The 22,545-nt window shown below is 66.7% G+C and carries 27 protein-coding genes; 10 read left to right on the plus strand and 17 right to left on the minus strand.

Translation table 11 applies throughout. From position 1 onward, the window contains the following. Positions 1–119 precede the first annotated feature (119 nt). The 3 genes from lipB to EAH84_RS00920 all read left to right on the plus strand — a co-directional run bounded on the left by lipB (position 120) and on the right by EAH84_RS00920 (position 2,107). Entirely contained in the window at positions 120–803 is a 684-nt protein-coding gene (gene lipB / locus EAH84_RS00910; RefSeq protein ID WP_425326429.1) for a lipoyl(octanoyl) transferase LipB, read from the plus strand. Positions 804–904: 101 nt separating this feature from the next. Then, positions 905–1,168, plus strand: coding sequence for a hypothetical protein (locus EAH84_RS00915; protein WP_140866304.1), 264 nt, complete (start codon positions 905–907; stop codon positions 1,166–1,168). Between the two features lie 243 nt (positions 1,169–1,411). Further along, positions 1,412–2,107: a hypothetical protein gene (locus EAH84_RS00920; RefSeq protein ID WP_140866307.1), complete on the plus strand. Its 696-nt coding sequence runs from the start codon at positions 1,412–1,414 to the stop codon at positions 2,105–2,107. A gap of 158 nt (positions 2,108–2,265) precedes the next feature. Here the strand turns inward: EAH84_RS00920 and queE are convergent, their stop codons facing one another. The 5 genes from queE to EAH84_RS00945 form a co-directional block, all read right to left on the minus strand. Continuing rightward, on the minus strand, positions 2,266–2,898 hold the full coding sequence (gene queE / locus EAH84_RS00925; RefSeq protein WP_140866310.1) for a 7-carboxy-7-deazaguanine synthase: 633 nt from the start codon (positions 2,896–2,898) through the stop codon (positions 2,266–2,268). After that, complete coding sequence (gene queC / locus EAH84_RS00930) at positions 2,895–3,578, minus strand: 7-cyano-7-deazaguanine synthase QueC (RefSeq protein WP_140866312.1); 684 nt, start codon at positions 3,576–3,578, stop codon at positions 2,895–2,897. Before queC ends, queE begins: the two co-directional genes overlap by 4 nt. A 192-nt stretch (positions 3,579–3,770) precedes the next feature. Further along, entirely contained in the window at positions 3,771–4,667 is an 897-nt protein-coding gene (locus tag EAH84_RS00935) for an Hsp33 family molecular chaperone HslO (RefSeq protein WP_140866315.1), read from the minus strand. Between the two features lie 125 nt (positions 4,668–4,792). Next, on the minus strand, positions 4,793–5,710 hold the full coding sequence (gene argF, locus EAH84_RS00940) for an ornithine carbamoyltransferase (RefSeq protein ID WP_140866318.1): 918 nt from the start codon (positions 5,708–5,710) through the stop codon (positions 4,793–4,795). A 158-nt stretch (positions 5,711–5,868) separates the two neighbouring features. Then, positions 5,869–7,059: an aspartate aminotransferase family protein gene (locus tag EAH84_RS00945; protein ID WP_140866321.1), complete on the minus strand. Its 1,191-nt coding sequence runs from the start codon at positions 7,057–7,059 to the stop codon at positions 5,869–5,871. A 275-nt stretch (positions 7,060–7,334) separates the two neighbouring features. Here EAH84_RS00945 and EAH84_RS00950 point away from each other — a divergent pair, with 275 nt between their 5' ends. Next, positions 7,335–7,586 (plus strand): hypothetical protein, encoded by a 252-nt coding sequence (locus EAH84_RS00950; RefSeq protein WP_140866323.1) that lies wholly within the window; start codon positions 7,335–7,337, stop codon positions 7,584–7,586. A gap of 40 nt (positions 7,587–7,626) precedes the next feature. Here the strand turns inward: EAH84_RS00950 and proS are convergent, their stop codons facing one another. Then, a complete protein-coding gene (gene proS, locus EAH84_RS00955) occupies positions 7,627–9,162 on the minus strand; it encodes a proline--tRNA ligase (protein WP_140866325.1) in 1,536 nt (511 codons plus the stop codon). A 48-nt stretch (positions 9,163–9,210) separates the two neighbouring features. On the opposite strand from proS, the gene EAH84_RS00960 reads away from it, so the two are divergent. Then, positions 9,211–10,113 (plus strand): DMT family transporter, encoded by a 903-nt coding sequence (locus EAH84_RS00960; RefSeq protein ID WP_140866328.1) that lies wholly within the window; start codon positions 9,211–9,213, stop codon positions 10,111–10,113. Here the strand turns inward: EAH84_RS00960 and EAH84_RS15850 are convergent. Together EAH84_RS15850 and EAH84_RS00965 are read right to left on the minus strand one after the other, a co-directional pair. Further along, entirely contained in the window at positions 10,098–10,250 is a 153-nt protein-coding gene (locus EAH84_RS15850; RefSeq protein ID WP_206663920.1) for a hypothetical protein, read from the minus strand. The two genes, EAH84_RS00960 and EAH84_RS15850, sit on opposite strands and share 16 nt — an antisense overlap. A 145-nt stretch (positions 10,251–10,395) precedes the next feature. Next, positions 10,396–11,022, minus strand: a complete 627-nt coding sequence (locus EAH84_RS00965; protein ID WP_140866330.1) for a TlpA family protein disulfide reductase — start codon at positions 11,020–11,022, stop codon at positions 10,396–10,398. 16 nt (positions 11,023–11,038) lie between these two features. On the opposite strand from EAH84_RS00965, the gene argH reads away from it, so the two are divergent. Genes argH through EAH84_RS00990 form a run of 5 tightly spaced genes read left to right on the plus strand, consistent with a single transcriptional unit; the run spans position 11,039 to position 15,672 of the window. Next, complete coding sequence (gene argH / locus EAH84_RS00970) at positions 11,039–12,403, plus strand: argininosuccinate lyase (RefSeq protein ID WP_140867262.1); 1,365 nt, start codon at positions 11,039–11,041, stop codon at positions 12,401–12,403. Beyond that, a complete protein-coding gene (locus EAH84_RS00975) occupies positions 12,403–12,636 on the plus strand; it encodes a hypothetical protein (RefSeq protein WP_140866333.1) in 234 nt (77 codons plus the stop codon). Before argH ends, EAH84_RS00975 begins: the two co-directional genes overlap by 1 nt. Continuing rightward, positions 12,636–13,898, plus strand: coding sequence for a diaminopimelate decarboxylase (gene lysA, locus EAH84_RS00980; protein ID WP_140866336.1), 1,263 nt, complete (start codon positions 12,636–12,638; stop codon positions 13,896–13,898). The genes EAH84_RS00975 and lysA overlap by 1 nt, the downstream gene beginning before the upstream one ends. Continuing rightward, positions 13,895–14,719, plus strand: a complete 825-nt coding sequence (locus tag EAH84_RS00985; RefSeq protein WP_140866338.1) for a precorrin-2 dehydrogenase/sirohydrochlorin ferrochelatase family protein — start codon at positions 13,895–13,897, stop codon at positions 14,717–14,719. The genes lysA and EAH84_RS00985 overlap by 4 nt, the downstream gene beginning before the upstream one ends. Further along, positions 14,716–15,672 (plus strand): CorA family divalent cation transporter, encoded by a 957-nt coding sequence (locus tag EAH84_RS00990; RefSeq protein ID WP_140866341.1) that lies wholly within the window; start codon positions 14,716–14,718, stop codon positions 15,670–15,672. Before EAH84_RS00985 ends, EAH84_RS00990 begins: the two co-directional genes overlap by 4 nt. Positions 15,673–15,674: 2 nt before the next feature. Here EAH84_RS00990 and EAH84_RS00995 read toward each other — a convergent pair whose 3' ends face one another. From EAH84_RS00995 to EAH84_RS01035, 9 genes are all read right to left on the minus strand, one after another. Beyond that, positions 15,675–16,073 carry a flagellar protein FliS gene (locus EAH84_RS00995; RefSeq protein ID WP_140866344.1) on the minus strand — a complete coding sequence of 133 codons (399 nt, stop codon included), beginning with the start codon at positions 16,071–16,073 and terminating at the stop codon, positions 15,675–15,677. Continuing rightward, positions 16,073–17,560, minus strand: coding sequence for a flagellar filament capping protein FliD (fliD, locus tag EAH84_RS01000; RefSeq protein ID WP_140866346.1), 1,488 nt, complete (start codon positions 17,558–17,560; stop codon positions 16,073–16,075). The genes EAH84_RS00995 and fliD overlap by 1 nt, the downstream gene beginning before the upstream one ends. A gap of 49 nt (positions 17,561–17,609) precedes the next feature. Further along, positions 17,610–18,737, minus strand: a complete 1,128-nt coding sequence (gene flhB / locus EAH84_RS01005; protein ID WP_140866348.1) for a flagellar type III secretion system protein FlhB — start codon at positions 18,735–18,737, stop codon at positions 17,610–17,612. After that, on the minus strand, positions 18,737–19,507 hold the full coding sequence (fliR, locus tag EAH84_RS01010) for a flagellar biosynthetic protein FliR (protein ID WP_140866351.1): 771 nt from the start codon (positions 19,505–19,507) through the stop codon (positions 18,737–18,739). The genes flhB and fliR overlap by 1 nt, the downstream gene beginning before the upstream one ends. 202 nt (positions 19,508–19,709) lie before the next feature. Next, on the minus strand, positions 19,710–19,979 hold the full coding sequence (gene fliQ / locus EAH84_RS01015) for a flagellar biosynthesis protein FliQ (RefSeq protein WP_140866354.1): 270 nt from the start codon (positions 19,977–19,979) through the stop codon (positions 19,710–19,712). A gap of 120 nt (positions 19,980–20,099) precedes the next feature. Then, the gene (gene fliP, locus EAH84_RS01020; RefSeq protein WP_425326430.1) at positions 20,100–20,903 is read right to left on the minus strand and encodes a flagellar type III secretion system pore protein FliP; all 804 of its coding nucleotides are present in this window, start codon (positions 20,901–20,903) and stop codon (positions 20,100–20,102) included. Positions 20,904–21,007: 104 nt separating this feature from the next. Then, complete coding sequence (locus EAH84_RS01025) at positions 21,008–21,280, minus strand: flagellar biosynthetic protein FliO (RefSeq protein WP_140866360.1); 273 nt, start codon at positions 21,278–21,280, stop codon at positions 21,008–21,010. 5 nt (positions 21,281–21,285) lie between these two features. Further along, positions 21,286–21,591 (minus strand): flagellar motor switch protein FliN, encoded by a 306-nt coding sequence (fliN, locus tag EAH84_RS01030; protein WP_140866363.1) that lies wholly within the window; start codon positions 21,589–21,591, stop codon positions 21,286–21,288. Continuing rightward, the gene (locus EAH84_RS01035; protein ID WP_140866365.1) at positions 21,588–22,544 is read right to left on the minus strand and encodes a flagellar motor switch protein FliM; all 957 of its coding nucleotides are present in this window, start codon (positions 22,542–22,544) and stop codon (positions 21,588–21,590) included. Before EAH84_RS01035 ends, fliN begins: the two co-directional genes overlap by 4 nt. Between the last annotated feature and the right edge of the window lies 1 nt (position 22,545).

Genomic DNA, 22,545 nt, shown 5'->3' on the forward strand with positions numbered 1-22,545 from the left:
TACCGCAAGCCGACGGGCATTGCCACCGATCCGACACGCCCCCCTCGATCGCGCCGGGGGATCGCACCCAACCCGACGCCCGTCTTGCCAGCATCGCATGGGCGCGCCACCTAAACCCCGTGACCCCGCCGCCCGCCACCGCCGCCCTGTGCGACCCGCTCGCCGCTATCGAATGGCGCACGACGCCGGGGCTGACCCCTTATGCGGATTCGCTCGCGATCATGGAGGCGCGCGCCACCGCGGTTGCGGCGGGCGAGGCGCGCGAGCTGATCTGGCTGCTCCAGCACCCCCCGGTTTACACCGCGGGAACCAGCGCCGATCCCGCCGAACTGATCGATTCCCGGTTTCCGGTGGTCGAGACCGGCCGCGGGGGACGCTATACCTATCATGGCCCCGGGCAGCGGGTCGGGTATGTCGTGCTCGACCTCACCAAGCGCGGGCGCGACATTCGGCGGTTCGTCCATGCGCTCGAGACGTGGGTGATCGACGCGCTCGCGCAGCTCGGAGTTGCGGCGTTCGCGGTCGAGGGGCGGGTCGGGATCTGGACGCTGGATCGGGCGCGCGAGGCGAAGATCGGCGCGATCGGGGTTCGGGTCCGGCGTTGGGTGACGTTGCATGGCTTCGCGGTGAATATCGATCCCGATCTGGAACATTTCGACGGAATCGTGCCGTGCGGCCTGGCCGAATTCCCGGTCACCAGCCTCGCTAAACTAGGGATTCCGGGGGCCGATCTTGCGCTGTTCGACGCCGCGCTGGCCTCGTGCGCGGGTCGATTCGTCGAAACAGTTTCTTGTCCGGAGTAAAACGAGGCTTGAGGCGGAAGAGTAATCCGTTTAATGTCCACGTTGGTTTGGGTATTAAGCGGCCAGCAAGCCGGCCAAATCCGCTATCTAGGGAGCTTCCAATGCGTTCAATCATCTCCAAGGTTCTGACCGGCTCGCTCATCGCCGGTGCCGCACTCGCCGTTTCGGCGTGCGGTCCCAAGGCCGAGACAACGACCGACAACACGATGGTCACCGACATGAACACCACCGACGACATGGGCACGATGACGGACAACATGACCGCCGTCGACGGTTCGATGAACGGTGGCATGATGGCCAACGACACGATGATGTCGAACGACATGATGATGTCGAACGACACGATGATGTCGAACAAGATGTAATCCATCGCGTACGGTTTTCCGTGCGTATCCGAAAAAGGGGCCATCCGGGCGACCGGGCGGTCCCTTTTTTGTTGGCAGCGCGCCGCGGTCGGGCGCACCGCGGGAGCAACTGGGCGAAACGGAGCGCGCATTCCGATCGCAACCATGATAGGCGCGGCGGCGGTGATGGTTAATATCGGCGGTTGGCACGCCGACAAAAGCCGCTAGAATCGCTGGATAAATACCCCTCCGGGAGGAATTTCGATGTTCGTGTTGCGTTTCGTGATCGTGCTCAGCGTCACGGCCCTGGGTCTGGCGGCTGCCCCCGCCTCCGCACAGTTCTTCATGCGATCGCATGATTTCACCGGCACGCCCGTGACCGGCGCCGAGGCCGATCTGGGGCTGAATCTCGCCGAGGCGACCACCACCGAACAGCGCGCCGCGCTGGTGTGGAACATGCGCGCCGCGCTGAACGTCGCCGCGCTGCAATGCCAGTTCGAACCGACGCTGCTGACGGTCGCCAATTACAACGCGATGCTGACCGACCACAAGGACGAGTTGAAGACCGCGTTCGACACGGTCAGCAAATATTTCGCGCGGACCAACAAGACCGCCAAGGCGGGGCAGACCGCGCTCGACCAGTTCAGCACCCGGATCTATTCGAACTACGCCACTGTCGCGGCGCAATATGGGTTCTGCCAGACCGCCTCGTCGATCGGGCGCGACGCGATCTTCGCGCAGCGCGGCACGTTCGTCGACCTGGCGCTCGCGCGGACCCGTGAGCTGCGCAACAGCCTGATCCCCTATGGCGAACAGGGCCTGCCGCGGTACATCGGGCGCGATTACGCGACCTATCCGATGCTCGACGACAAATGCTGGAACAAGAAGGGCGAATGGCAGGATCGCAAGTGCGGCGAGATGGTCTGGCGCCGCGCCGCGACCGCATTCGCGCGGAGCTGAACGCCTGGTTCGCTTCCACCGCGGTCGACCGATCCCTCCGTTGGCCCTGAGCCCGTCGAAGGGCACTTCTCCGCATGGGCAATCTTGCGGGCGGAAAGCAGGGCTTCGACAGGCTCAGCCCGAACGGATGGGGTGAGCACGCCCACCAGAAGGCGATCTTAGCGCAAGCCCAGCAGCTTGTGGGTCTGGAGCGTCAGCCGCCAGTGCGGGCGCTGCATGACCATATCGACGCACGCCGCGATATTGGCGGTGTGATCCGCGCTGTCGAGCGGCTGGAGCAGCCGGTGCGCGAAGTCCCAGCCTTCGAGGACGTCGATATCGGTCCCCGGCTGGGGCCAGACGAGTTTGAGTTCGTCGCCGCTGCGCTGGACGACGTCGCTGCCCGCCTTGGGGCTGACGCAAACCCAGTCGATCCGGGGATGCGCGGCGATCGTGCCGTTGGTTTCGATCGCGATCCGGAACCCCGCACCATGGAGCGCGGCGACGAGCGCATCGTCGACCTGGAGCATCGGTTCGCCCCCGGTCAGCACGACGAACCGGTCAGCGCGGCCCGATCCCCAATGGCGCTCGACCGCGGCGACCAGCGCATCGCCATCAGCGAACTTGCCGCCGCCGACGCCGTCGATGCCGACGAAATCGGTGTCGCAGAACGAACAGATCGCGGCGGCGCGATCCTGTTCACGCCCCGACCACAGATTGCACCCAGCGAAGCGGACGAACACCGCGCGCGCGCCCGCGTTCACCCCCTCGCCCTGGAGCGTGAGGAACATTTCCTTGACCGCATAGGTCATGACGCAGCGTAGACCGTGGGATCGGCGATGCCGGCCTCGTCGAAGCCCTTGGCGCGGAGCCTGCAACTGTCGCAGCGCCCGCAATGGATCCCGCCGGGCGCCGGATCGTAGCACGACCAGCTGATTCCCATGTCGACACCGAGCCGCGTGCCTTCGCGGACGATATCGGCTTTAGTCATATCCTGTAACGGCGCGTGGATCCGGAACGGTTCGCCCTCGACCCCGGCCTTGGTCGCGAGTTCGGCGAGGCTTTCGAACGCGGCGATAAATTCGGGGCGGCAATCGGGATAGCCCGAATAGTCGAGCGCATTGACCCCGATGAACAGATCGCGCGCGCCCGCGGCTTCCGCCCAGCCGAGTGCCAGGCTGAGGAAGATGGTGTTGCGCGCGGGAACATAGGTGACCGGAATGCCGGGCTGCACGCCGTCCTTGGGCACCGCGATATCGTCGGTCAGCGCCGAGCCGCCGAATGCGGACAGGTCCATTGGCATAACGATGTGACGCTCGGCGCCCAGCGTCCGCGCGACCCGGCGCGCGGCGGCGAGTTCGATGCGGTGCCGCTGGTTATAGTCGATCGAGAGCGCGAGGAGGCGATAGCCCGCTTCGCGCGCGCTGGCGGCGGCGATCATCGAATCGAGCCCGCCGGAAACGAGCACGACGGCAAGAGGTGCAGTTGTCATGATCCGCGCGGCGCTAAGCCAGTGTCGCGCAAAAAGAAAGGGCCGCGGGTGAGGCGGCCCTAGTGGAGGGCGTTGCCCTCTAGGGAGAAAATGCCGCTCGCAAAGAGAAAGCACCCGGTCGTTCTGCGCGCGAAGCGTTAAGATCGGATTAGCGAAGGCCGGTCCCTCCCCGCGGGGGAGGAGTCGGGATGGTTACGCGGCGACCGGGAATGTGGTGGCGCAGAACGCGCAATCGACCTGGATCAGGCCGTCGTCGTTGGCCATCTCCTGCCGATCCTCCGCGGAGAATTTATCGAGCACGCTGGCGATATGGTCGGGGGTGCAGCGGCAGCCGCGCGACAGCACGATCGGGGTGTGGACCCGCACCTCGTCCTCCTCGTTGAACAATCGCCAGACCAGGTCGTGTAGCGGCAGCGCCGGATCGGTCAGTTCGCCGCGGTCAACCGTGTTGCCGAGCGTCGCGACATGTTCCCATTCGGGATGGTCGAGCTTTGTATGGAGCCGCTCGCGCCCTTCTTCTCCCTCGGGCAGATGCTGGAGCAGCAGCGCACCCGCGACATGGTGCCCGTCCGGTTGCTTGACCGTCGCGACCCGGACGAGCGTCGGGATCTGTTCGGACTGGACGAAATAGCTTTGCGCCGCCTCCGCCATCGTCGCGCCGTCGAGCGGGACGATGCCCTGATAGCGTTCGCCGGTCGTCGCCAGATCGAAGGTGATCGCGAGATACCCCGCGCCGAACAGCGCGAACAAGGTCGGCTCGGCAGGCGCCTCGGCCAGCTTGTCGGCGTCGTACTGGACATAGCCGCGCAGTTCGCCGCCGCGATAGTCGACGACGAGCAGCTGAACGACGCCGTTCTCGGTCCGGGTCTGCATCGTCAACTGGCCGCCAACATCCTTCAACGTCGAGCCGATCAGCGCGGCGAGCGTCAGCGCCTCGGCGAGCAGCGCCTCGATCGCGGGCGGATAGGCGTGCGCGGCCAGCACCGCGTCGAGCGCGGGGCCGAGCCGAACGATCCGCCCGCGCGCGTGGCGGGTGGGGATCGCGAAGCCGAGTGCGGTGTCGATGTGGGAAGATAATGGGTCTTGCATAACGTCCGTTCGGGCTGAGCCTGTCGAAGCCCGCGTCCACACGCCAAGCGAGGAACCGCCCTTCGACAAGCTCGGGGCGAACGGGCTTCAGAAAGACAGCTAGATGGTCTCGGTCGCTCGCGCGATCAACCGATCTGCCCGAAACACCAGCGCAGGACCGATTTCTGCGCGTGAAGCCGATTCTCCGCCTCGGCCCAGATCAGCGATTGCGGGCCGTCGATCACCTCGGGCGTGACCTCCTCGCCGCGATGCGCGGGGAGGCAGTGGAGAAACGCCGCGTCCGGCTTGGCAGCAGCCATCAGCACGGCATCGACCTGGAACGGCGCGAGCGCCCGCAGCTTGGTGTCGGCGTGGTCCTGTCCCATCGACACCCAGGTATCGGTGACGACGATGTCCGCGCCCTCGACCGCCTCTTGCGCGCAACCAACCACGCGCGCGCGGCCCTTGCCCAGCGCGACGTCCGCGTCGGCGGGCTGAAACCCCTGCGGGCACGCGGCGACGACATCGAAGTGCATCAGCCCCGCCGCCTCGATGATCGAGGCGAGGACGTTGTTACCATCCCCCAACCACGCGACCTTGAGACCGGGGAGCGACCTACCGGTCTCGATGATCGTCAGCAGGTCGGCGACGATCTGGCACGGGTGCGACGCGTCGGTGAGGCCGTTGATCACGGGGACGCTGGCATGATGCGCCATCTCGTCGACCTTGGCGTGATCGTCGGTGCGGATCATGATCGCATCGACATAGCCCGACAGGACGCGCGCGGTATCCGCGATCGTCTCGCCGCGACCCAGCTGCATCGATCCCGCGTCGGCGACGATCGAGGTGCCTCCCAATTGCCGGATCGCCATGTCGAAACTGAAGCGCGTCCGCGTCGAGCTCTTTTCGAACACCATCGCCAGCGTGTGCCCGGCGAGCGGAGCGTCGGCGTCGGGTTTGCCCTTGGGCCAACCGCGGCGCGCGGCCTTGCGATCGAGCGCGTCGGCGAGCATCGCGGCGATGCCGTCGGCGCCCGCATCGGTGAGATTCAGGAAATGGCGCATTCTCATTCTCCTATCCCGCTCCCGTCGGGAGAGGGAGCGAGCCGCGTAGCAGCGGAAGGGTGAGGACAGGGTGGGACGAATGCGCTGTCCTCACCCTTCCCAATTGCTCCGCAAGCTGGCCCCTTCCTTCTCCGAAAGGGAGAGGGACATTAGGTCAATCAGTCGTCGCTCGCGGCGACATATACCCGCGCCGCGGCCGATAGTTTCTCGACGCATTCGGCGATATGGCTCTCGTCGATCACCAACGGCGGGAGCAGGCGGACGATATTCTCGCCCGCGGCCACGGTCAGCAACTGATGTTCGTCGCGCAGGAAGGCGACGAAACGGCGGCTGTCGACCTTGAGCTTCAACCCGAGCATCAGCCCGCGGCCGCGCACCTCCTCGAACAAATGATCGTGGTTCGGGATCATCTGTTCGAGCGCGCCGCGCAGCCGTTCACCCATTTTGGTGACGTGCTCGAAGAACCCATCGTCGAGAATCACGTCGAGCACCGCCTCGCCCGCCGCCATCGCGAGCGGGTTGCCGCCATAGGTCGAGCCGTGGGTGCCGAAGACCATGCCCTTCGCGGCTTCCTCGGTCGCGAGGCACGCGCCCAAGGGAAAGCCGCCGCCGATCCCCTTTGCCGCCGCCATGATGTCGGGCGTGATGCCGTAGAGTTCGTGCGCGAAGAACTTGCCGGTGCGGCCATAGCCCGCCTGCACTTCGTCGAGGACGAGCATCAGGCCGTGCTCGTCGCACGCCTTGCGCAGGCCCTGCAGGAATTCAGGCGTCGCAACGCGGATGCCGCCTTCGCCCTGGATCGGTTCGACCAGGAAGCCCGCCGTGTTGTCGTCGATCAGCGCGAGCGCGCCCGCCAGATCGTTGAACTCGGCATATTTGAACCCCGGCAGCAGCGGCTCGAAGCCGTCGCGCATCTTGGCCTGGTTGGTCGCGGAGATCGCGCCCATCGTGCGCCCGTGGAACGCGTTGCTGAAGGTGATGAGGTTGTGGCGCTCGGCATGGCCGTTCGCGAAATGATAGCGCCGCGCGGTCTTGATCGCGCATTCGACCGCCTCGGCGCCCGAATTGGTGAAGAACACGGTGTCGGCGAAGCTGTGGTCGACCAGTCGCTGCGCGAGATGTTCGCCCTGCGGCGAGCCGTAGACGTTCGACACATGCATCAGCGTCGCCGCCTGTTCGGCGATCGCCTTGGTCAGGACGGGGTGCGCGTGGCCGAGGCAATTGACCGCGATTCCCGCCGCCATGTCGAGATATTTGGTGCCGTCCTCGCCGTAGAGATACACGCCCTCGCCGCGCACCGGACGCACCTCGCACCGGGGATAGACGGGCATGAGTGCGGTGATGGCCACGGGGCGGACTCCTTTTCCTTGAAACGACAAAGGCGGCCCGTTCGGAGCCGCCTCGGATGATGATACGGGATCGGGGGCGACAGGACAACACCGCGCACGCCAGCCGGTGAGACCGCCGCGAAATGGCGAGATTCACGGATCAATGGCGCAATGTGCCTGGCGAAAAATAGCAAAACCCTTTCAGCACAAATACTTAGGCGTTTGGCATGCGTAATGCACTAATACAGCTGCGACGGCACACGATCGTCGCGCCATCTTGTCACAGGAGGATTTCCATGTTGCGCCCCACCACCCCCTTTACGCTGTTGATCGCTGCGATCCCGGCGTTCGCACTCGCCCAGCCCGTTCTGGCGCAGGCCGCGATGAAGCCGATCACGATGAGCAAATCGGTCTTCAAGGATGATACCAGCCGCGTGTGCATGCCACGCGAGACGCTCGGCAAGGGCGTCGACAAGACGCTGCCCAAAACGATCTGCGATACCCAGGCAGGATGGGAATCCGGCGGGGTGACGTTCAAGCTGAAGTGACCGATCGGCGCGCCCCTCCACGCCGGAGGGGCGCATCCGCTCAGTAGGCGCGACCCACCAGCACGCGCTCGACTGCGGGGTCACCGGCGAAGATACAGGCAGCATCGGGATGGGCGGTCTGGCCGATCGGCACGTTGCGGAGCGTCAGTTTCAACGCTTTGAGCCGCTCGACGATCGCATCGAGCACGGTGCCGGTCGGTTTGGACCACGCGACATCGGCCCAGCCGGGGTTGCGCTGGCCGTCGGCGAACATCGCTTCGATCGCGCTCCAGTCCGATACCGGGGCGATATTCGCCTTGAGCCGCGCGTCGGCCTGATCGAACAGCGCCTGCTGGATGTCGGCGAGCAATTGCGGCGCGTCCGCTTCGAAATTGCCGCGCAGGACGACCTGGCTGTCGAGCTTGCCGTCGTCGCGATACAGGCGGTCGCGGCGGATCATTGAGACGTTGCCCCCGGCCATGTCGCGGCCGCCAATCTCGATCACGATCGGCGCGCCCTTCTTCACCCAGCCCCAGCGCTTGGTCGCGGGCTTGGCGGGTTTCAGGTCGAGCAATGCGCGCACCGGTTCGCCAAGCGCGGTCAGTGTCGACAGGTTCGACTGGATGTCCTTGGCATACGCGATCAACGCCTCGTCCTCGTCATTGTCGCGGAGCATCGGCACGATCACGATCTGCCACGGCGCGATCCGGGGCGGCACGCGCAGGCCATCGTCGTCGCCATGCACCATGATCAGCCCGCCGATCATCCGCGTCGACATCCCCCAGCTGGTCGTCTGTGCGAGCTCGAGTTGGCCGTCCTTGTTCTGGAAGCGGATGCCTTGCGCCGAGGAAAAATTGGTACCGAGGAAATGGCTCGTGCCCGCCTGGAGCGCCTTGCCGTCCTGCATCATCGCCTCGATCGACCAGGTGCCGACCGCGCCGGGGAAACGCTCGTTCTCGGGCTTCTCGCCGACGATGACGGGCATCGCGACGCAGGTTTCGGCGAAGTCGCGATAGACCTCGACCATCCGCAGCGTCTCCTCGCGCGCCTCGGCCTCGGTGGCGTGCGCGGTATGCCCCTCCTGCCAGAGGAATTCGGCGGTGCGCAGGAACATCCGGGTGCGCATTTCCCAGCGGACGACGTTGGCCCATTGGTTGATCAGCACGGGCAGATCGCGCCACGACTGGACCCAGCGCGCGAACGCGACGCCGATCACGGTTTCCGACGTCGGGCGCACGACCAGCGGCTCTTCGAGCTTCGCCGACGGATCGGGGACGAGCCCGCCCTTGCCGTCGGCGATCAGCCGGTGATGCGTGACGACCGCCATTTCCTTGGCGAAGCCATCGACATGTTCGGCCTCCTTCTCGAAATAGCTCAGGGGGATGAACAGCGGGAAATAGCAATTGTCATGCCCCGTCGCCTTGATCCGGTCATCGAGCAGCCGCTGGATCCGTTCCCAGATGCCATAGCCCCACGGACGGATGACCATGCAGCCGCGCACGCCGCTCTCTTCGGCCATGTCGGCTTCGGTGATGACGGCCTGGTACCAGGCGGCGAAGTCGGCGTCGCGGGTGACGGGGAGGGCGTGCTTGATCATGGCGCCAGCGCCTACCCAATCCGCCAGCGGTTGGGTAGAGCCGCGCGGATGAATGACCGCATCCCCCTCGCGATCGCGACGCGACTCGGTTCGGCGTTCTTCTTCGCGACGATGAACGCGGTGATCAAGCTGGCGCAGGCGCATGGCGCGTCGCTCGGTGAAATCCTGTTCTATCGCCAGTTCGTCGCGGCGCTGCTGGTCGGCGCGGTGGTGGCGAGCGGGCCGGGCGCGGGGTCGCTGAAGACCGCGAAATTCCCCGCGCATATCCTGCGCGCGGTCGTCGGGCTGTTCGCGATGGCGTGCACCTTTACCGGGGTGATGGCGCTGCCGCTCGCCGAGGCGACGACATTGGGGTTCACGATGCCGATCTTCGCGACGATCCTGGGCGCGCTGATCCTGCGCGAACCGACCGGCGTGCACCGTTGGGGGGCGGTGCTGATCGGGTTCGTCGGGGTGCTGATCGTCGCGCAGCCGGGCGGCGGGCATTTCCCGCTCTGGGGCGCGCTCGCGGGGCTCGGCGGCGCGTTGCTGACCGCGAGCGTGTCGATCCTGCTCCGCCAGATTTCGCGGACCGAGGCGACGCTGACGACGGTGTTCTGGTTTTCGACGCTGTCACTGCTGCCGCTCGGCATCGCCTATGCCTTCGTCGCGCAGGCACACCCGGCGATCACGTGGTTGCTGATGATCGGGGTCGGCGCACTGGGCGGCGTCGGCCAGCTCGCGATGACGTCGGCGCTGCGGTTCGGGCCGGTTTCGGTGGTGGTGCCGATGGATTATTCGAGCCTGTTATGGGCGACGGTGTACGGGTGGGCAATCTTCGCGGTGCTGCCCGAGGCATCGACCTGGCTCGGCGCGCCGGTCATCGTGGTGTCGGGGCTCTACATCGTGTGGCGCGAGCGCGTGCGGCGGCGGATCGAAACGCAGCAGGCGATTCCTCAAGGCGTCGGCTGAGCGCCGCGCGCGCCCGCGAGCAACCGGGTCGCGCGCAGGTGCATTTCGCAGTGGGTCGCGGCGAACATACCGAGTTCAAGCGCCAGCGCGGCATCGGCGACGAGCGCGACGTCGAACGCCATCGGGGCCTTGCTCAATCCGCGTCGTGCCCCCGGCCACCTCTTCGTCCTCGATGCCATGATCGACATTGATCGCCAGCGCTTCGCGCGGAAGGCGGGGAAACGCGCTCTCGATCCGGAGGAAAAAACAGAGGGGACGTCAAAACCTCTAACAATAAACACCCTAGCTCGCCTCGGCGATTAGCGCGCGCACGGCAGGGCTGGTCCAGTCGTTGCCGCCGTGCCAGCGCCACACTTCCTTGCCCGCCGAATCGAACAGGATCGTCGTCGGCAGGTTCGCGCCATAGCCCAGGCTCAGCGCCATCTGGTCGTCGACATAGGGCGCGAGCGCGGTGGCGCCGTGGTCGGCCAGGAATTGCGGGACGCGCTTGGTATTCTGCGTGTCCTGGCTGATCGCGAGTACCGCGACCTTGCCGTCGAGCGCTGCGGCGGCGGCGTTCAAGGTCGGCAATTCGGCGACGCATGGCCCGCACCATGTCGCCCACAGGTTGAGGAGGACGGGCTTGCCGCGGAACGCGGCCAGCGTCGTGGGCTTGCCGTCGGGGGCCTTGAACTCGGCGGTCGGGGCGGCGTCTCCCTTATGGCTGCGGTCGATGCCGGTCAGCGGCGCGGCGGGCGCGGCGCTGTTCGCAGACACGACCTCGTCGCTCGACAGGTCGTCGGCGGTGGCCGTGGTGGCGTCGGCGACGTTGGCTTGTGCGGGCGCATCGCTTTGCCTATCGCAACCCGCGATGCCGGTGGCGGCGATGAGGAGACTGGCGATCGCCAGGCGCGACGACGAAAACGGCATGGGTGGGTCCAATGCGATGTGGGGCGGTCGGTTCGCCGACGGCCCGGCGGCGGTGATGCGCGAGATAAACGCCAGCATCCCGTTCGACAAGCGGATGTGGCGTCAGGACATTGCCGGATCGAAGGCGCATGTCACGATGCTCGGCGCGCGGGGAATCGTGACCGCGGCGGATGCCGCGACGATCGCCGACGGGCTCGACGCGGTCGCCGCGGACTATGCCGCGAACGGGGTGCCGGTCGATCTCGACCTCGAAGACATCCACATGATGACCGAGGCGCGGCTGGCGGAGCGGATCGGCGCGGTCGCGGGCCGGCTCCACACCGCGCGCAGCCGCAACGACCAGGTCGCGACCGATTTTCGGTTGTGGGTGCGCGATGCGATCGACGAGGTGATCGCGGCGCTCGGCGCGTTCCAGGCGGCGCTGCTCGCGCGCGCGGACGAGCATGCCGACGCGGTGATGCCGGGCTTTACGCATCTCCAGTCGGCGCAGCCGGTAACGCTCGGCCACCATTTGATGGCGTATCATGAGATGATCGCGCGCGACTTGTCGCGGTTCGCGGATGCGCGGCGGCGGATGAACCGATGTCCGCTGGGGTCGGCGGCGCTGGCGGGGACGGGGTTCCCGATCGACCGTGATGCGACCGCGGCGGCGCTGGGGTTCGATGCGCCGACGCGCAACAGCCTGGACGCGGTGAGTGACCGCGATTTCGCGCTCGATTACTTGTCCGCGGCGACACAATGTTCGCTCCATCTGTCGCGGCTGGCGGAGGAATTCGTGCTGTGGGCGTCGCAGCCGTTCGGGTTCGTCGCGCTGTCGGACCAATGGTCGACCGGCAGCTCGATCATGCCGCAGAAGCGCAATCCCGATGCCGCCGAACTGGTTCGCGGGCATGCCGGGCGGATCATGGGATGCATGACCAGCCTGATGGTGACGATGAAGGGCCTGCCGCTCGCCTATTCGAAGGACATGCAGGACGACAAGCCGCCGGTGTTTGACGCCCACGACCTGTTGGCGCTGAGCATCGCGGCGATGACCGGGATGATCGCGAGCGCGACGTTCCGCACCGACCGGATGCGCAGCGTCGCGGAGAGCGGTTTTGCGACCGCGACCGATCTGGCCGACTGGCTGGTGCGCGAGGCGAACCTGCCGTTCCGCGAGGCGCATTACGTCACTGGCCGTGCGGTGAAGCGTGCCGAGGAACTCGGCGTGGCGCTCGACGCATTGTCGCTCGACGATTTGCAGGCGATCGATGCGCGGATCGACGCGCGCGTGTATGACGTATTGTCGGTCGACGCCTCGGTGGCGAGCCGGACGAGTTTCGGCGGCACCGCGCCCGCCAATGTGCGCGCCGCAATCCGCGCGGCGCGGGAGGACGGGTGATGAAGAAGGTCGTGCTGCTGATGGGATTCGCGCTGGCGGGATGCGGCGCGGCGCGACCGCTGGAGGTCGCCAAGGGGGAATCGCTACCGCCCGCACCCTATGGCGCCGCCGCGGTGCCGACCCCCGAACAGCTGCTGACCCCGACCAGCCAGCAGCGCCCGCAGCGTAGCGACGAGCTTCTGAAGAATTCCGAAGAACGCCGCAGCGACGAATTCGACCTGCCGCCCAACTGATGGACAGTTTCGATTATCGCGATGGCGTCCTGCATTGCGAGGACGTCGCGCTCGCAACGATCGCGGCAGCGGTCGGCACCCCGGTCTATGTCTATTCGACCGCGACCCTGCGCCGCCACGCGCGGGTGTTCCGCGAGGGGCTGGCGGGGTTGGCAAAGGTGCATCTGGCCTATGCGATCAAGGCGAATCCCAACCTCGCAGTGCTGCGCGTCCTGGCCGACAAAGGCTATGGCGCCGACGTCGTCTCGGGCGGCGAGATGGCACGGGCGCTGGCGGCTGGGATTCCAGCGGCGGACATCGTTTTCTCGGGCGTCGGCAAGACGCGGGCCGAACTCGCCAAAGGGCTGGATGAGGGCATCGGCCAGTTCAATCTGGAACTTGAGGAAGAGGGCGTGGTCCTCGCCGGGCTCGCCGCCGCGCGCGGAATGCGCGCGCCCGCGACGTTGCGGGTCAACCCCGATGTCGACGCGGGCACGCATGCAAAGATCTCGACTGGTAAGGCGGACAACAAGTTCGGGGTACCGATCGACCAGGCGCCCGCGATGTTCGCGCGCCTTGCCGCGCTCGACGGGATCGACCTGAAGGGCGTCGCGATCCACATCGGCAGCCAATTATCGGACCTGGGGCGCCTGGAGGTGGCGTATGCGCGGGTCGGACGGCTGGTGGCGGCGCTGCGCGCGGCGGGGCATCGCATCACCCGGGTCGATCTCGGCGGCGGGCTCGGCGTGCCATACAAGGCCGACGACGTGCTGCCCTCGCCTGCCGACTATGGCACGATGGTCGCGCGCGCGACTGCGGGGTGGGATGTCGAACTGATGTTCGAACCCGGCCGCGTGATTGCGGGTAATGCGGGGGTGCTGCTGACCGAGGTGATCTGGGTCAAGCCCGGCGTCACCGACCCTTATGTCATCGTCGATGCGGCGATGAACGATCTGATGCGTCCCGCGCTCTACGACGCCTGGCATGATTTCGCGGCGGTCGCGCCGACCGGCGATCGCATGCGCGCCAACATCGCGGGGCCGGTGTGCGAAAGCGGCGATACCTTCGCGATGGGGCGCGACATCGACGCGGTCGCGAGCGGTGACCTGGCGGTGTTCCGCACCGCGGGTGCCTATGGTGCGACGATGGCGTCGACCTACAACAGCCGCGGGCTGGTGCCCGAGGTGCTGGTCGACGGCGACCGGTTCGCGGTGGTCGCCGATCGGATCCAGCCTGAGACGATCCTGGCCGCCGAGCGCGTGCCCGAATGGCTCGAGAAATGACGCTCCACAGCCTGCCGTTGTTCGTCAGGCTGGCGGGGCGCCCAGTCATCCTGGTCGGTGAGGGCGAGGCGGCGGACGCCAAGCGGCGGCTGCTTGATCGCGCGGGCGCGGTGGTGGTCGGCGAGGACGCCGCGGCGGCGCTGGCGATCGTCGCGATCGATTCGCCCGACGACACCGTCGCGCGGCTGCGCGCGCGCGGGGTGCTGGTCAATGCGGTCGATCGACCCGATCTGTGCGATTTCACGCTGCCCGCGATCGTCGATCGCGCGCCTGTCATCGTGGCGATGGGGACCGGGGGCGCGTCGGCGGGACTGGCGGCGGCATTGCGCCAGCGGCTCGAGGCGCTGTTGCCCGCGGGGCTCGGCGCGCTGGCGGAGCGGTTGTTCGCGATGCGCGGCGAGTTGCGCGCGCGCTATCCGGAGATGGGCGAACGGCGGCGCGCGATCGCGGCGATGCTGGCCGAGGGGGGAGAATTCGACCCTTTGGCGATAGGAAGTTTTTCTACCACCCCGACGGATGCCGAGGCCAAGTTGGGGAACGATGGTGATCACGCGCAACGCGCGCCGACATCGACCTTCCCAACTGGACCCCGGCCTTCGCCGGGGAGGAGTCTAGAGGTGATCCCCCTCACGTCCCCCGACCCCGACGACCTGACGCTACGCCAGGCGCGCGTGTTGGCGAATGCCGACCGCGTCTATCACGGGGCGGACGTGCCGCGCGCGATCCTGAACCGCGCGCGCGCCGATGCCGCGCGGATCGCTTGCGCCGCGCCGCCGATGGCGCTGGAACCGGGATTGTCGGTCGATGTGAGGATGGCATGAGCGGGTTCGGATACCGGATCATCGGGGGCAAGGCCGAGCGCGTCGCCATCAAGACCGCGCTGAGCCAGGACGCCGAGCTCATCTGGGTTCATCTGTCGACCAACGACGAGCACGCGCAGGCGTGGCTGCGCGACGAGGCGAAGCTGCAGGATTATGTCGTCGACGCGTTGACCGCGGTCGAGACGCGACCGCGGTGCGAGGCGTTCGACGAGGGCGCGCTACTCAACCTGCGCGGGCGTGCGCAGGACGGCGCGCCGGGGGTCAACGGCGATCTGCTCGCGTCGGTCCGAATCTGGGCGGTACGCGGCCATGTGTTTTCGGTGACCCGCAAGGCGATGATCGCGGTTGAAGAAGTCCAGAAACAGGTCGAGACCGGCGACGTCCACGATCCGGGCGACCTGATCGCCGAATTCGCCGCCTCGATCACCGAGGATCTCGATCCGCATGTTGCCGACCTGGGCGATGAGCTCGACGATTGCGAAGAGGCGCTCGATGCGAACCGGGTGTTCGAACTGCGTCGCAAGGTATCGCGGGTGCGCGTCGAATCGATCGGCTACAAGCGGTTCCTCCAACCGCAGCGTGCGGCGCTCGAAAAGCTCGCGGCGCTGCCGTGTGACTGGCTGCAGGACGACGACCGGTTGCACCTGAACGCCGCCGCGGATCGCGCCGCGCGGATGGCCGAGGAACTCGAATCGATCCGCGAACGGTCCGCGCTGATGCACGAGGCGCTGACCGATTTGCGCGCGGAACAGATTGACACCCGCGGCCTCATCATCGCGGTCGTCGCGATGGTGTTCCTGCCGCTCACGTTCATCACCGGGCTCTACGGGATGAACGTGCCGCTGCCCTATCAGCACGCGCCGTGGATGTTCGATGCGATCACCGCGACGTGCGCGGCGATCACCGCGGGGGTGGTGATCTATTTCGTCCAGCGGCACTGGTTCCGGCTGTAGGCTTACACCGCGCGCGCGGATCGCCAGGCGGTGGCGATTTCGAACAGGCTGTCGGCGGCGTCGCGGAACGGCGCGGGATCGCTGCCGATCGAGGCGTTGACGATCGCGCGGCGGACGCCGCCGTAGAAGCGCGCCAGCGTCGCCGCGACATCGGCGCCCTGGTCGAAATCGAGCCCCGCCTCGAGCGCGAACAGGATCGCGGTGGCGCGGGTCACGCGTTCGCCCTTTTTGGCATAGTGGCGGTGTTCGGTCGCCCACGCCGCCGCGCGCAGCGCCGCGACCAGCTCCTCGTAGAGCAGCTGGACGAGCGCGGGGCCATCGGCCGCCGCGGTGCGGCCGACCGCGTCGATCTGGCGATAGGTCGCATAGGGATTGCGCGCGAGCGCGGAGGCATAGGCCATCAATTGTTGCTCTGGTTCCAGGCCCTGATCTGATTGTCGAGGAACGACTGGGTCGCCTTGTACGCGCTGATCTTGCTGTTCATGCTCGCGAATTGCTGGGTCAGCCGCTGGGTCAGCTGATCCGACTGGTCGGTCAGCGTCGCCTGCTGCTTGGCGAGCGACGATTGCGCCGCGGTATAGCGCGTCACCGACGCGCCGAGCCCGAAGATGACGCTGGTCGCGGTGGTCGTGATCTTGTCGAGCTGGGCCGACAGGCCGTTCAGCCCGATGCTGGAATAGGCGAACATCGCCTCGACCGCGTCGGGCGAATCGGTCAACGCCTTGTCGAGCGCGGCGCTATCGACCTGGAGCGTGCCGTCGCGATTGGTGCGGACCCCGACCGCGGCGAGCGAATTGGGCACGCCCGCCGCGACGCCGTAGGACAGCGCCGAGCTGGTCAGCCCCTGGAGCGAGGTCAGCAATGCGCGCGCCGCGGTATCGGAGCGGAGCACCCCGGTCTTGGGATCGGTCTGTTCCTTGATCTGCGCGAACGCGAGATTGTAGGTGTCCACGAAATCGTTGACCGCCTGTTTCAGCGCGGCGGTCGGCGGGGTGCTCGATAGCGTGACGGGCACCGCCGAGACCTGGTTGAGCTGGAGCTTTACCCCGTCGACCAGGTCGCTGATGCTATTGCTCGCGCGTTCGACCTTGATGCCGTCGACGGTCAGCTGGGCGTTGATCGCGGTGCTGGTGACGCTGGTGCTCGCCGCGCCGAGGCCCGCGTTGAACTGGCCGAGCGTCCCATCCGGATCGCTGGTCGCGGTCAGCGTGAACGCCTGGTTGGTGCCGGTCGCGCCTTTGAGCGACAGATAGGCGCCGCCCGTGCCGTCGGTGATGACGGTGGCCGTAACCCCTGCTTTCTTGGCGTTGATCGCGGTGGCGATGTCGTCGAGGCTGGCGCTGGCGACGTCGATGGTCAGCGATCGGGCGGCGTCGCCGGTGAACGCGGTCATGGTCGCGCTGTCGGCGCTGTAGCTGGCCTGGCCGAATTCGAGCGTGAAGGTACCCGAGCCGATCACGGCGGTACGATCCGCGATCGGGTTGGTCGTCCGCACGCTTTGTGCGCTGGCGAGGCGGTCGACGGTGATCGTGCGCGACAGACCCGCCAGCGTCGCGCCTGGGAGCGCGGTCGCGCCCAGCACGCTGCCGTTCGAACTGGTCGGCTGGGTCGTGAGCGACCCACTCTTGACCAATGTCGCGAGCGCGGTCGAAAAATTGCTCATCGTGCTCTTGAGCGAACCCGCCGCGGAGACCTGCGCGGTCAGCGTGTCCGCTTGCGCGGTCAGCGCCGCGGTCTTCTGCGCGAACTGCGCCTGGACCAGCGAGGTGACGAGGCTGGCGGTATCGACCCCCGATCCGGTTTTCAGTGAGGTCAACAGCGACTGGGTCGCCGATTTGACGACGTTCGTCGTGGTCGGCGTCGTGGTCGTTCCGGTCGTCGTGGGCATTGGTGATCTCCGCGCGTCACATCGCTAAACGGCCGCTGGCGGCACAAATTTAGGAAAGTTTCGCGCCGTTTTCGTCGAATCGGGCGTCGACGGGGACGTCGATCAACGGCTGGATTCCGCCCGCGCGCTGGTTGAGCCCGAAGACGAACGCCAGCACCGTTGCGATCGCGAGATACAGGTCGTCGCGCACCTCCTGCCCTTCGCGGCTGGTGTAATAGACCGCGCGCGCGAGCAGCGGATATTCGAGCATCGGCACGCTCGCCCCGCCGGCCAGTTCGCGGATCGCCATCGCCACCGCGCCGCGCCCGCGCGCGACCACCACTGGCACCTGGTCGCGACCGCGATCGTAGCGCAGCGCGACCGCGAAATGGGTGGGGTTGGTAAGGACGACGTGCGCTTCGGTGACCGCCTTGCGGAGCCCGCGATTGGCCATCGCGCGCTGCATCTGGCGCTGGTGGCCCTTGGCCTCGGGCGACCCTTCGGTCTCCTTGTGTTCGTCCTTGATCTCCTGCTTCGTCATCCGGATCTTGCCGAGGAGCTGAATGATCTGGAGCGGGACATCGATCATCGCGATCGCGACCAGCCCGAGCGCCATCGCCATCATGACGCCGAAGAAGGTGCCGTCGAGCGTGCCGAGCGCGCCGCCGAGATCGCTCGAGGACAGGCCGATCGTGACATGCGACGCCTGCCACAACATATACGCACCGATGGTGCCCAGCAGGATCACCTTGAGCAGCGATTTGCCGAGCTCGATCCAGCCGTGCGAGCCGAAGATGCGCTTGAGCCCCGAGGCGGGGTTGATCCGGTTCGCCTTGGGCGCGAGCAGCGACGCGTTGAAGCCCAGATTGCCGAGCCCCGCCGAACTGCCGACGGTCGCGATCACGCTGACCGCGAACAGGCTGGCGAGCGAGGGCAGCAATTTCCCGCCTCCCTCGGCGAGCGCGCGCCACGGCGAGAAATCCTCGACATCGCCGCGCCCGAAGGTGAAGCTCGACGCCATCAACGCCTTGCAGGCGCCGAGCAGCGCGGGGCCGAAGAGCATCAGCCAGCCGACGCCTGCGAGCACGACCAGCGCGGTCGCAAAATCCTTGGAGCGCAGGACCTGGCCGTCATCCGACGCCTTTTGCTTGCGCTTGGCGGTTGGCGCTTCTGTCTTTTCGCCGAATTCGTCCGCCATCAGCCGAACACCAGCGATTGCACCGCGGCAAGGCCTTCGCGGATGATGACGAGCATGTAATCCCCCATCGCGGGGAACGCGATCGCCAGCGCGACGACGCCGACCGCGAGGCTGGCGGGCAGCCCGATCGCGAACAGGTTGAGCGCGGGCGCGGCGCGGCTCAGCATACCGACGATCAGGTTCAGGCAGAGCAGCAGGAAGCCAACCGGCAGCGCGAGCAGCAGCCCGGCGAGAAACGCGTAGCCGCCGAAGAACGCGATATCGCGCAGCCGGCCGACCGCGAGCCATGTTCCCGGCGGCATGACGTCATAGCTTTTGACGAGCATCTCGACGAGCACGAGATGACCGTCGACCGACAGGAACAGCAACGTCAGCATGATCGACATGAACTGGCCGAGTGCTGGGCTTGACCTGCCGTTCTGCGGATCGATCGACGAGGCGAACCCGATCCCCATCGATCCACCGATGAGTTCGGATGCGATCAGCGGTGCCGAAAAGGCCACCTGGAGGATGAAACCCATCGCGAGCCCGACCAGTGCTTCGGCGGCGACCGCGAGGAAGGTCGTGACCGCGAAAATCTGCGCGGGCGGGGTGATCGGATGCGCAGCGAGCACGAGCAGGCCGATCGCGCCTGACAGCGACACCCGCACGGGGAGCGGAATCGACACCGCGCCGAACACCGGCGCGACGACGAACGCCGCGCCGATCCGCACCATGACGAAGATCAACGCCCACAGTTGCGGCTCGATCGCGAGGCCGAAGCCTAGCATGGCGAAGCCTGCGAGAGCGCGCACGCTGCGCACCACGCAGGCAAGCCCGGCCGACGGGTCGGCAACGCCGAACCCGATCGACGCCGCGGCTTTGCCGCTGCGTGGCTCATGGTTTGTTTAGGGCAGCGACGCCGCGAAGAACCCCAGACTGGCCGGGCTTGATCGCGTGGCGCGCAGCATACGCGCTCTCGCGCTCTGCGCCTCATTTCACCAAATCCGGAATACGGTCGAACATGCCGATCGTGAAATCGCTCAGCAGCCCAAGGATCAGCCCGCCGAAGATCATGATCGAGAAGGCGACGACGATCAGCTTGGGGACGAACGACAGCGTTTGTTCGTTGATCGAGGTCGCGGCCTGGACCATGCCGAGGATCAGCCCCGCGAGCAGCGCGGGGATCAGGATCGGCGCGGCGGCGAGCGCCAGCACCCACATCGTCTGGTTGGCGATGGTGAGGAAATAATCGGCGTCCATGTCAGATACGATTCCCGAACCCGTTCGTGCTGAGCTTGTCGAAGCATGTGCAACCGGGCGAAACAGGTGGGACACGTCCTTCGACAACCTCAGGACGAACGGAGCGGGGTGCGGTCATTGCTATGTCGCGAAGCTGTTCGCGAGGCTGCCCATGGTCAGCGCCCAGCCGTCGACGAGGACGAACAGCAGCAGTTTGAACGGGAGCGAGATGATCGTCGGCGAGAGCATCATCATGCCGAGACTCATCAACACCGTCGCGACGACGAGATCGATGACGATGAAGGGCAGGAAGACGAGGAACCCGATCTGGAAAGCGGTCTTGAGCTCGCTGGTGACGAACGCGGGCAGCAGCACCGAAAAGGGGATGTCCTTGGCGCTCTGATACGGCCCCGACTTCGCGAGCTGGGCGAACATCGTCAGGTCTTTCTTGCGGGTCTGTTTGGTCATGAAATCGTGGAGCGGCGCGCCCGCGGCCTGGATCATCTGCGTCCCCGCGATCTGGCCCGTGGCATAGGGCTGGATCGCCTCGGTGTTCATCTGGTTGATCGTCGGGGCCATCACGAACAGCGACAGGAACAGCGCGAGCCCGATCAGTACCTGGTTGGGGGGGCTTTGCTGCAATCCCAGCGCCTGGCGGAGTATCGCCAGCACGATGATGATCCGGGTGAAGCTGGTCATCATGAGCAGGATGCCCGGCAGGATCGTCAGCAACCCCATGATGATGAGGACTTGCAGGCTGAGCGAGAGCGGGGCCGATTGACCGGTCCCGCTCGCCGCGCCCCCCGCACCACTGGCGCCGAGCTGGCCTAATGCGCGGTCGACCGCATCGCCAACGCCGGGCGCCGACGGCGTGATCGGCGCGACCTGCGCGAAGGCAGGCGCGGCGATCACCAGCGCGAGCAGGAACGCCAGGAGAATCCACATCAATGTGTATCCCCGCGAGGGCGGGGATACAGGCTGTTCTCCCGCCTTCGCCGTAGAACAGTTGAACAGCGCAGGCCCCGAGCCCTTGCGCGTCACCGATACGCTCACTGTACCGATCCCTGCTCGGTCTTGTCGACCAGCGTGACGCCGCCACGAGCGACCGAAACGAGCAGCCGCCGGCCGTCGAAATCGAGCACCGCGAGGCGGACGCCGGGCGAGATCATCATGGTTTCCTTGACCGTGACGAGCCGCGTCGACGGCTTGCCGCCACCCGGCATCCGCGTCTCCAGCTTGCGCCAGAGATAGAGGCAGCCGATCATCAGCCCGCACACCAGCGGCAGCAGGACGACAAGCTTGAGAATATAGGTCCAGAGCATCCGGATCAGCCCGCGCGCTTGTCGGGGTTGACCAGCTCGGTCATGCGCACGCCGAACCGGTCACCGACCGTCACCACCTCGCCGCGCCCGATCAGCGTGCCGTTGACGAACACGTCGAGCAGTTCGTTCGCCTGGCGATCGAGCTCGATCACCGAGCTTTCGCCGAGCGCGAGGAGTTCGCGCAGCGACAATTGGGTCGAGCCGATTTCGACGGTCAGTTTCACGTCGACGTCCTGCAGCAGCCGGAAATTGCCGGCGACCATGTGGTCGGCGGCCGCCGCTGGCGGAAACCCGCTGGTCATGTCGTTCATGCGAGAAATCCTTCGTCGAAATGCGCGAGTGAGGTGAGGCGGATGGCCGCAAAGCCGTTCGAGGTGCCGACCGTGCCGCACCCCAACCGATGGTTGCCGACGACGACGGGGACGTCGGCGGCGATCGTGATCGGGATGACGTCGCCCGGCTTGAGATCCATCAGCATCTGCAAGGGCACGACGGGTTCGGCGAGGACCGAACGCACCGGGAATTTCACGGTCATCACCGAGCGGGTCAGCCCGGTGCGCCACACCGGATCGGCCTCCGCCTTGTCGAGCACCTTGCCCATCAGCGTCGCGCCATGCGGCTTGAGCGCGGGGACCGGGTAGAGCAGGTCGAGGAACACCGGCTTGGCGTTGCCCGCGGCCAAGCCGAAGCGGGTAACGACCATCGCGTCTTCGACATCGACCGGCAGCATCGCGGGGTTGATCTCGACGCGGGTCGGCGCGAAATCGATCCGGGTCAGCGGTTCCCATGCGGTCTGGAGCTGGGCGGCGATGGTGCCGCCGACGCGGACCACCATCGCTTCGGCGGCGGGCGAGAATTCGGTCGGCATCGCGGTCGGCGTCGCGCCCGTCCCGCCGAAGAAGATGTCGAGCATTTCGAGCACGAACCGCCCGTCGAGCACGCATAGCGCGGTCGACGGGGTCGCAACGCTGTCGTGCGCGGCCATCGTCAGCGGCAACCACGCGGTCAGCCCCTCCGCGCGTTCGGCGCGGTAATCGCTGAACCGCTGGACCACCAGCGGCTCGGCCCAGGCGCGCACTTCCTGGCGGAGCAGCGGTTCGAACACCCCGCGCAGGCTCCGCGCGAGCCGCGCGGACAGGTGCTGGAGGGTATGAAGGTCGCCGAACGGGTTCAGTTTCGTCGTGCCGAGGCCGCCAGCATGCGACGCAGGGCTACGATTGCGCGCCCGGCGATCGTCGTTCGTGGTTGCCTCGGTGTTAACCATG

This window comes from Sphingomonas oligophenolica (assembly GCF_006438955.1).
GTDB lineage: Bacteria > Pseudomonadota > Alphaproteobacteria > Sphingomonadales > Sphingomonadaceae > Sphingomonas > Sphingomonas oligophenolica_A.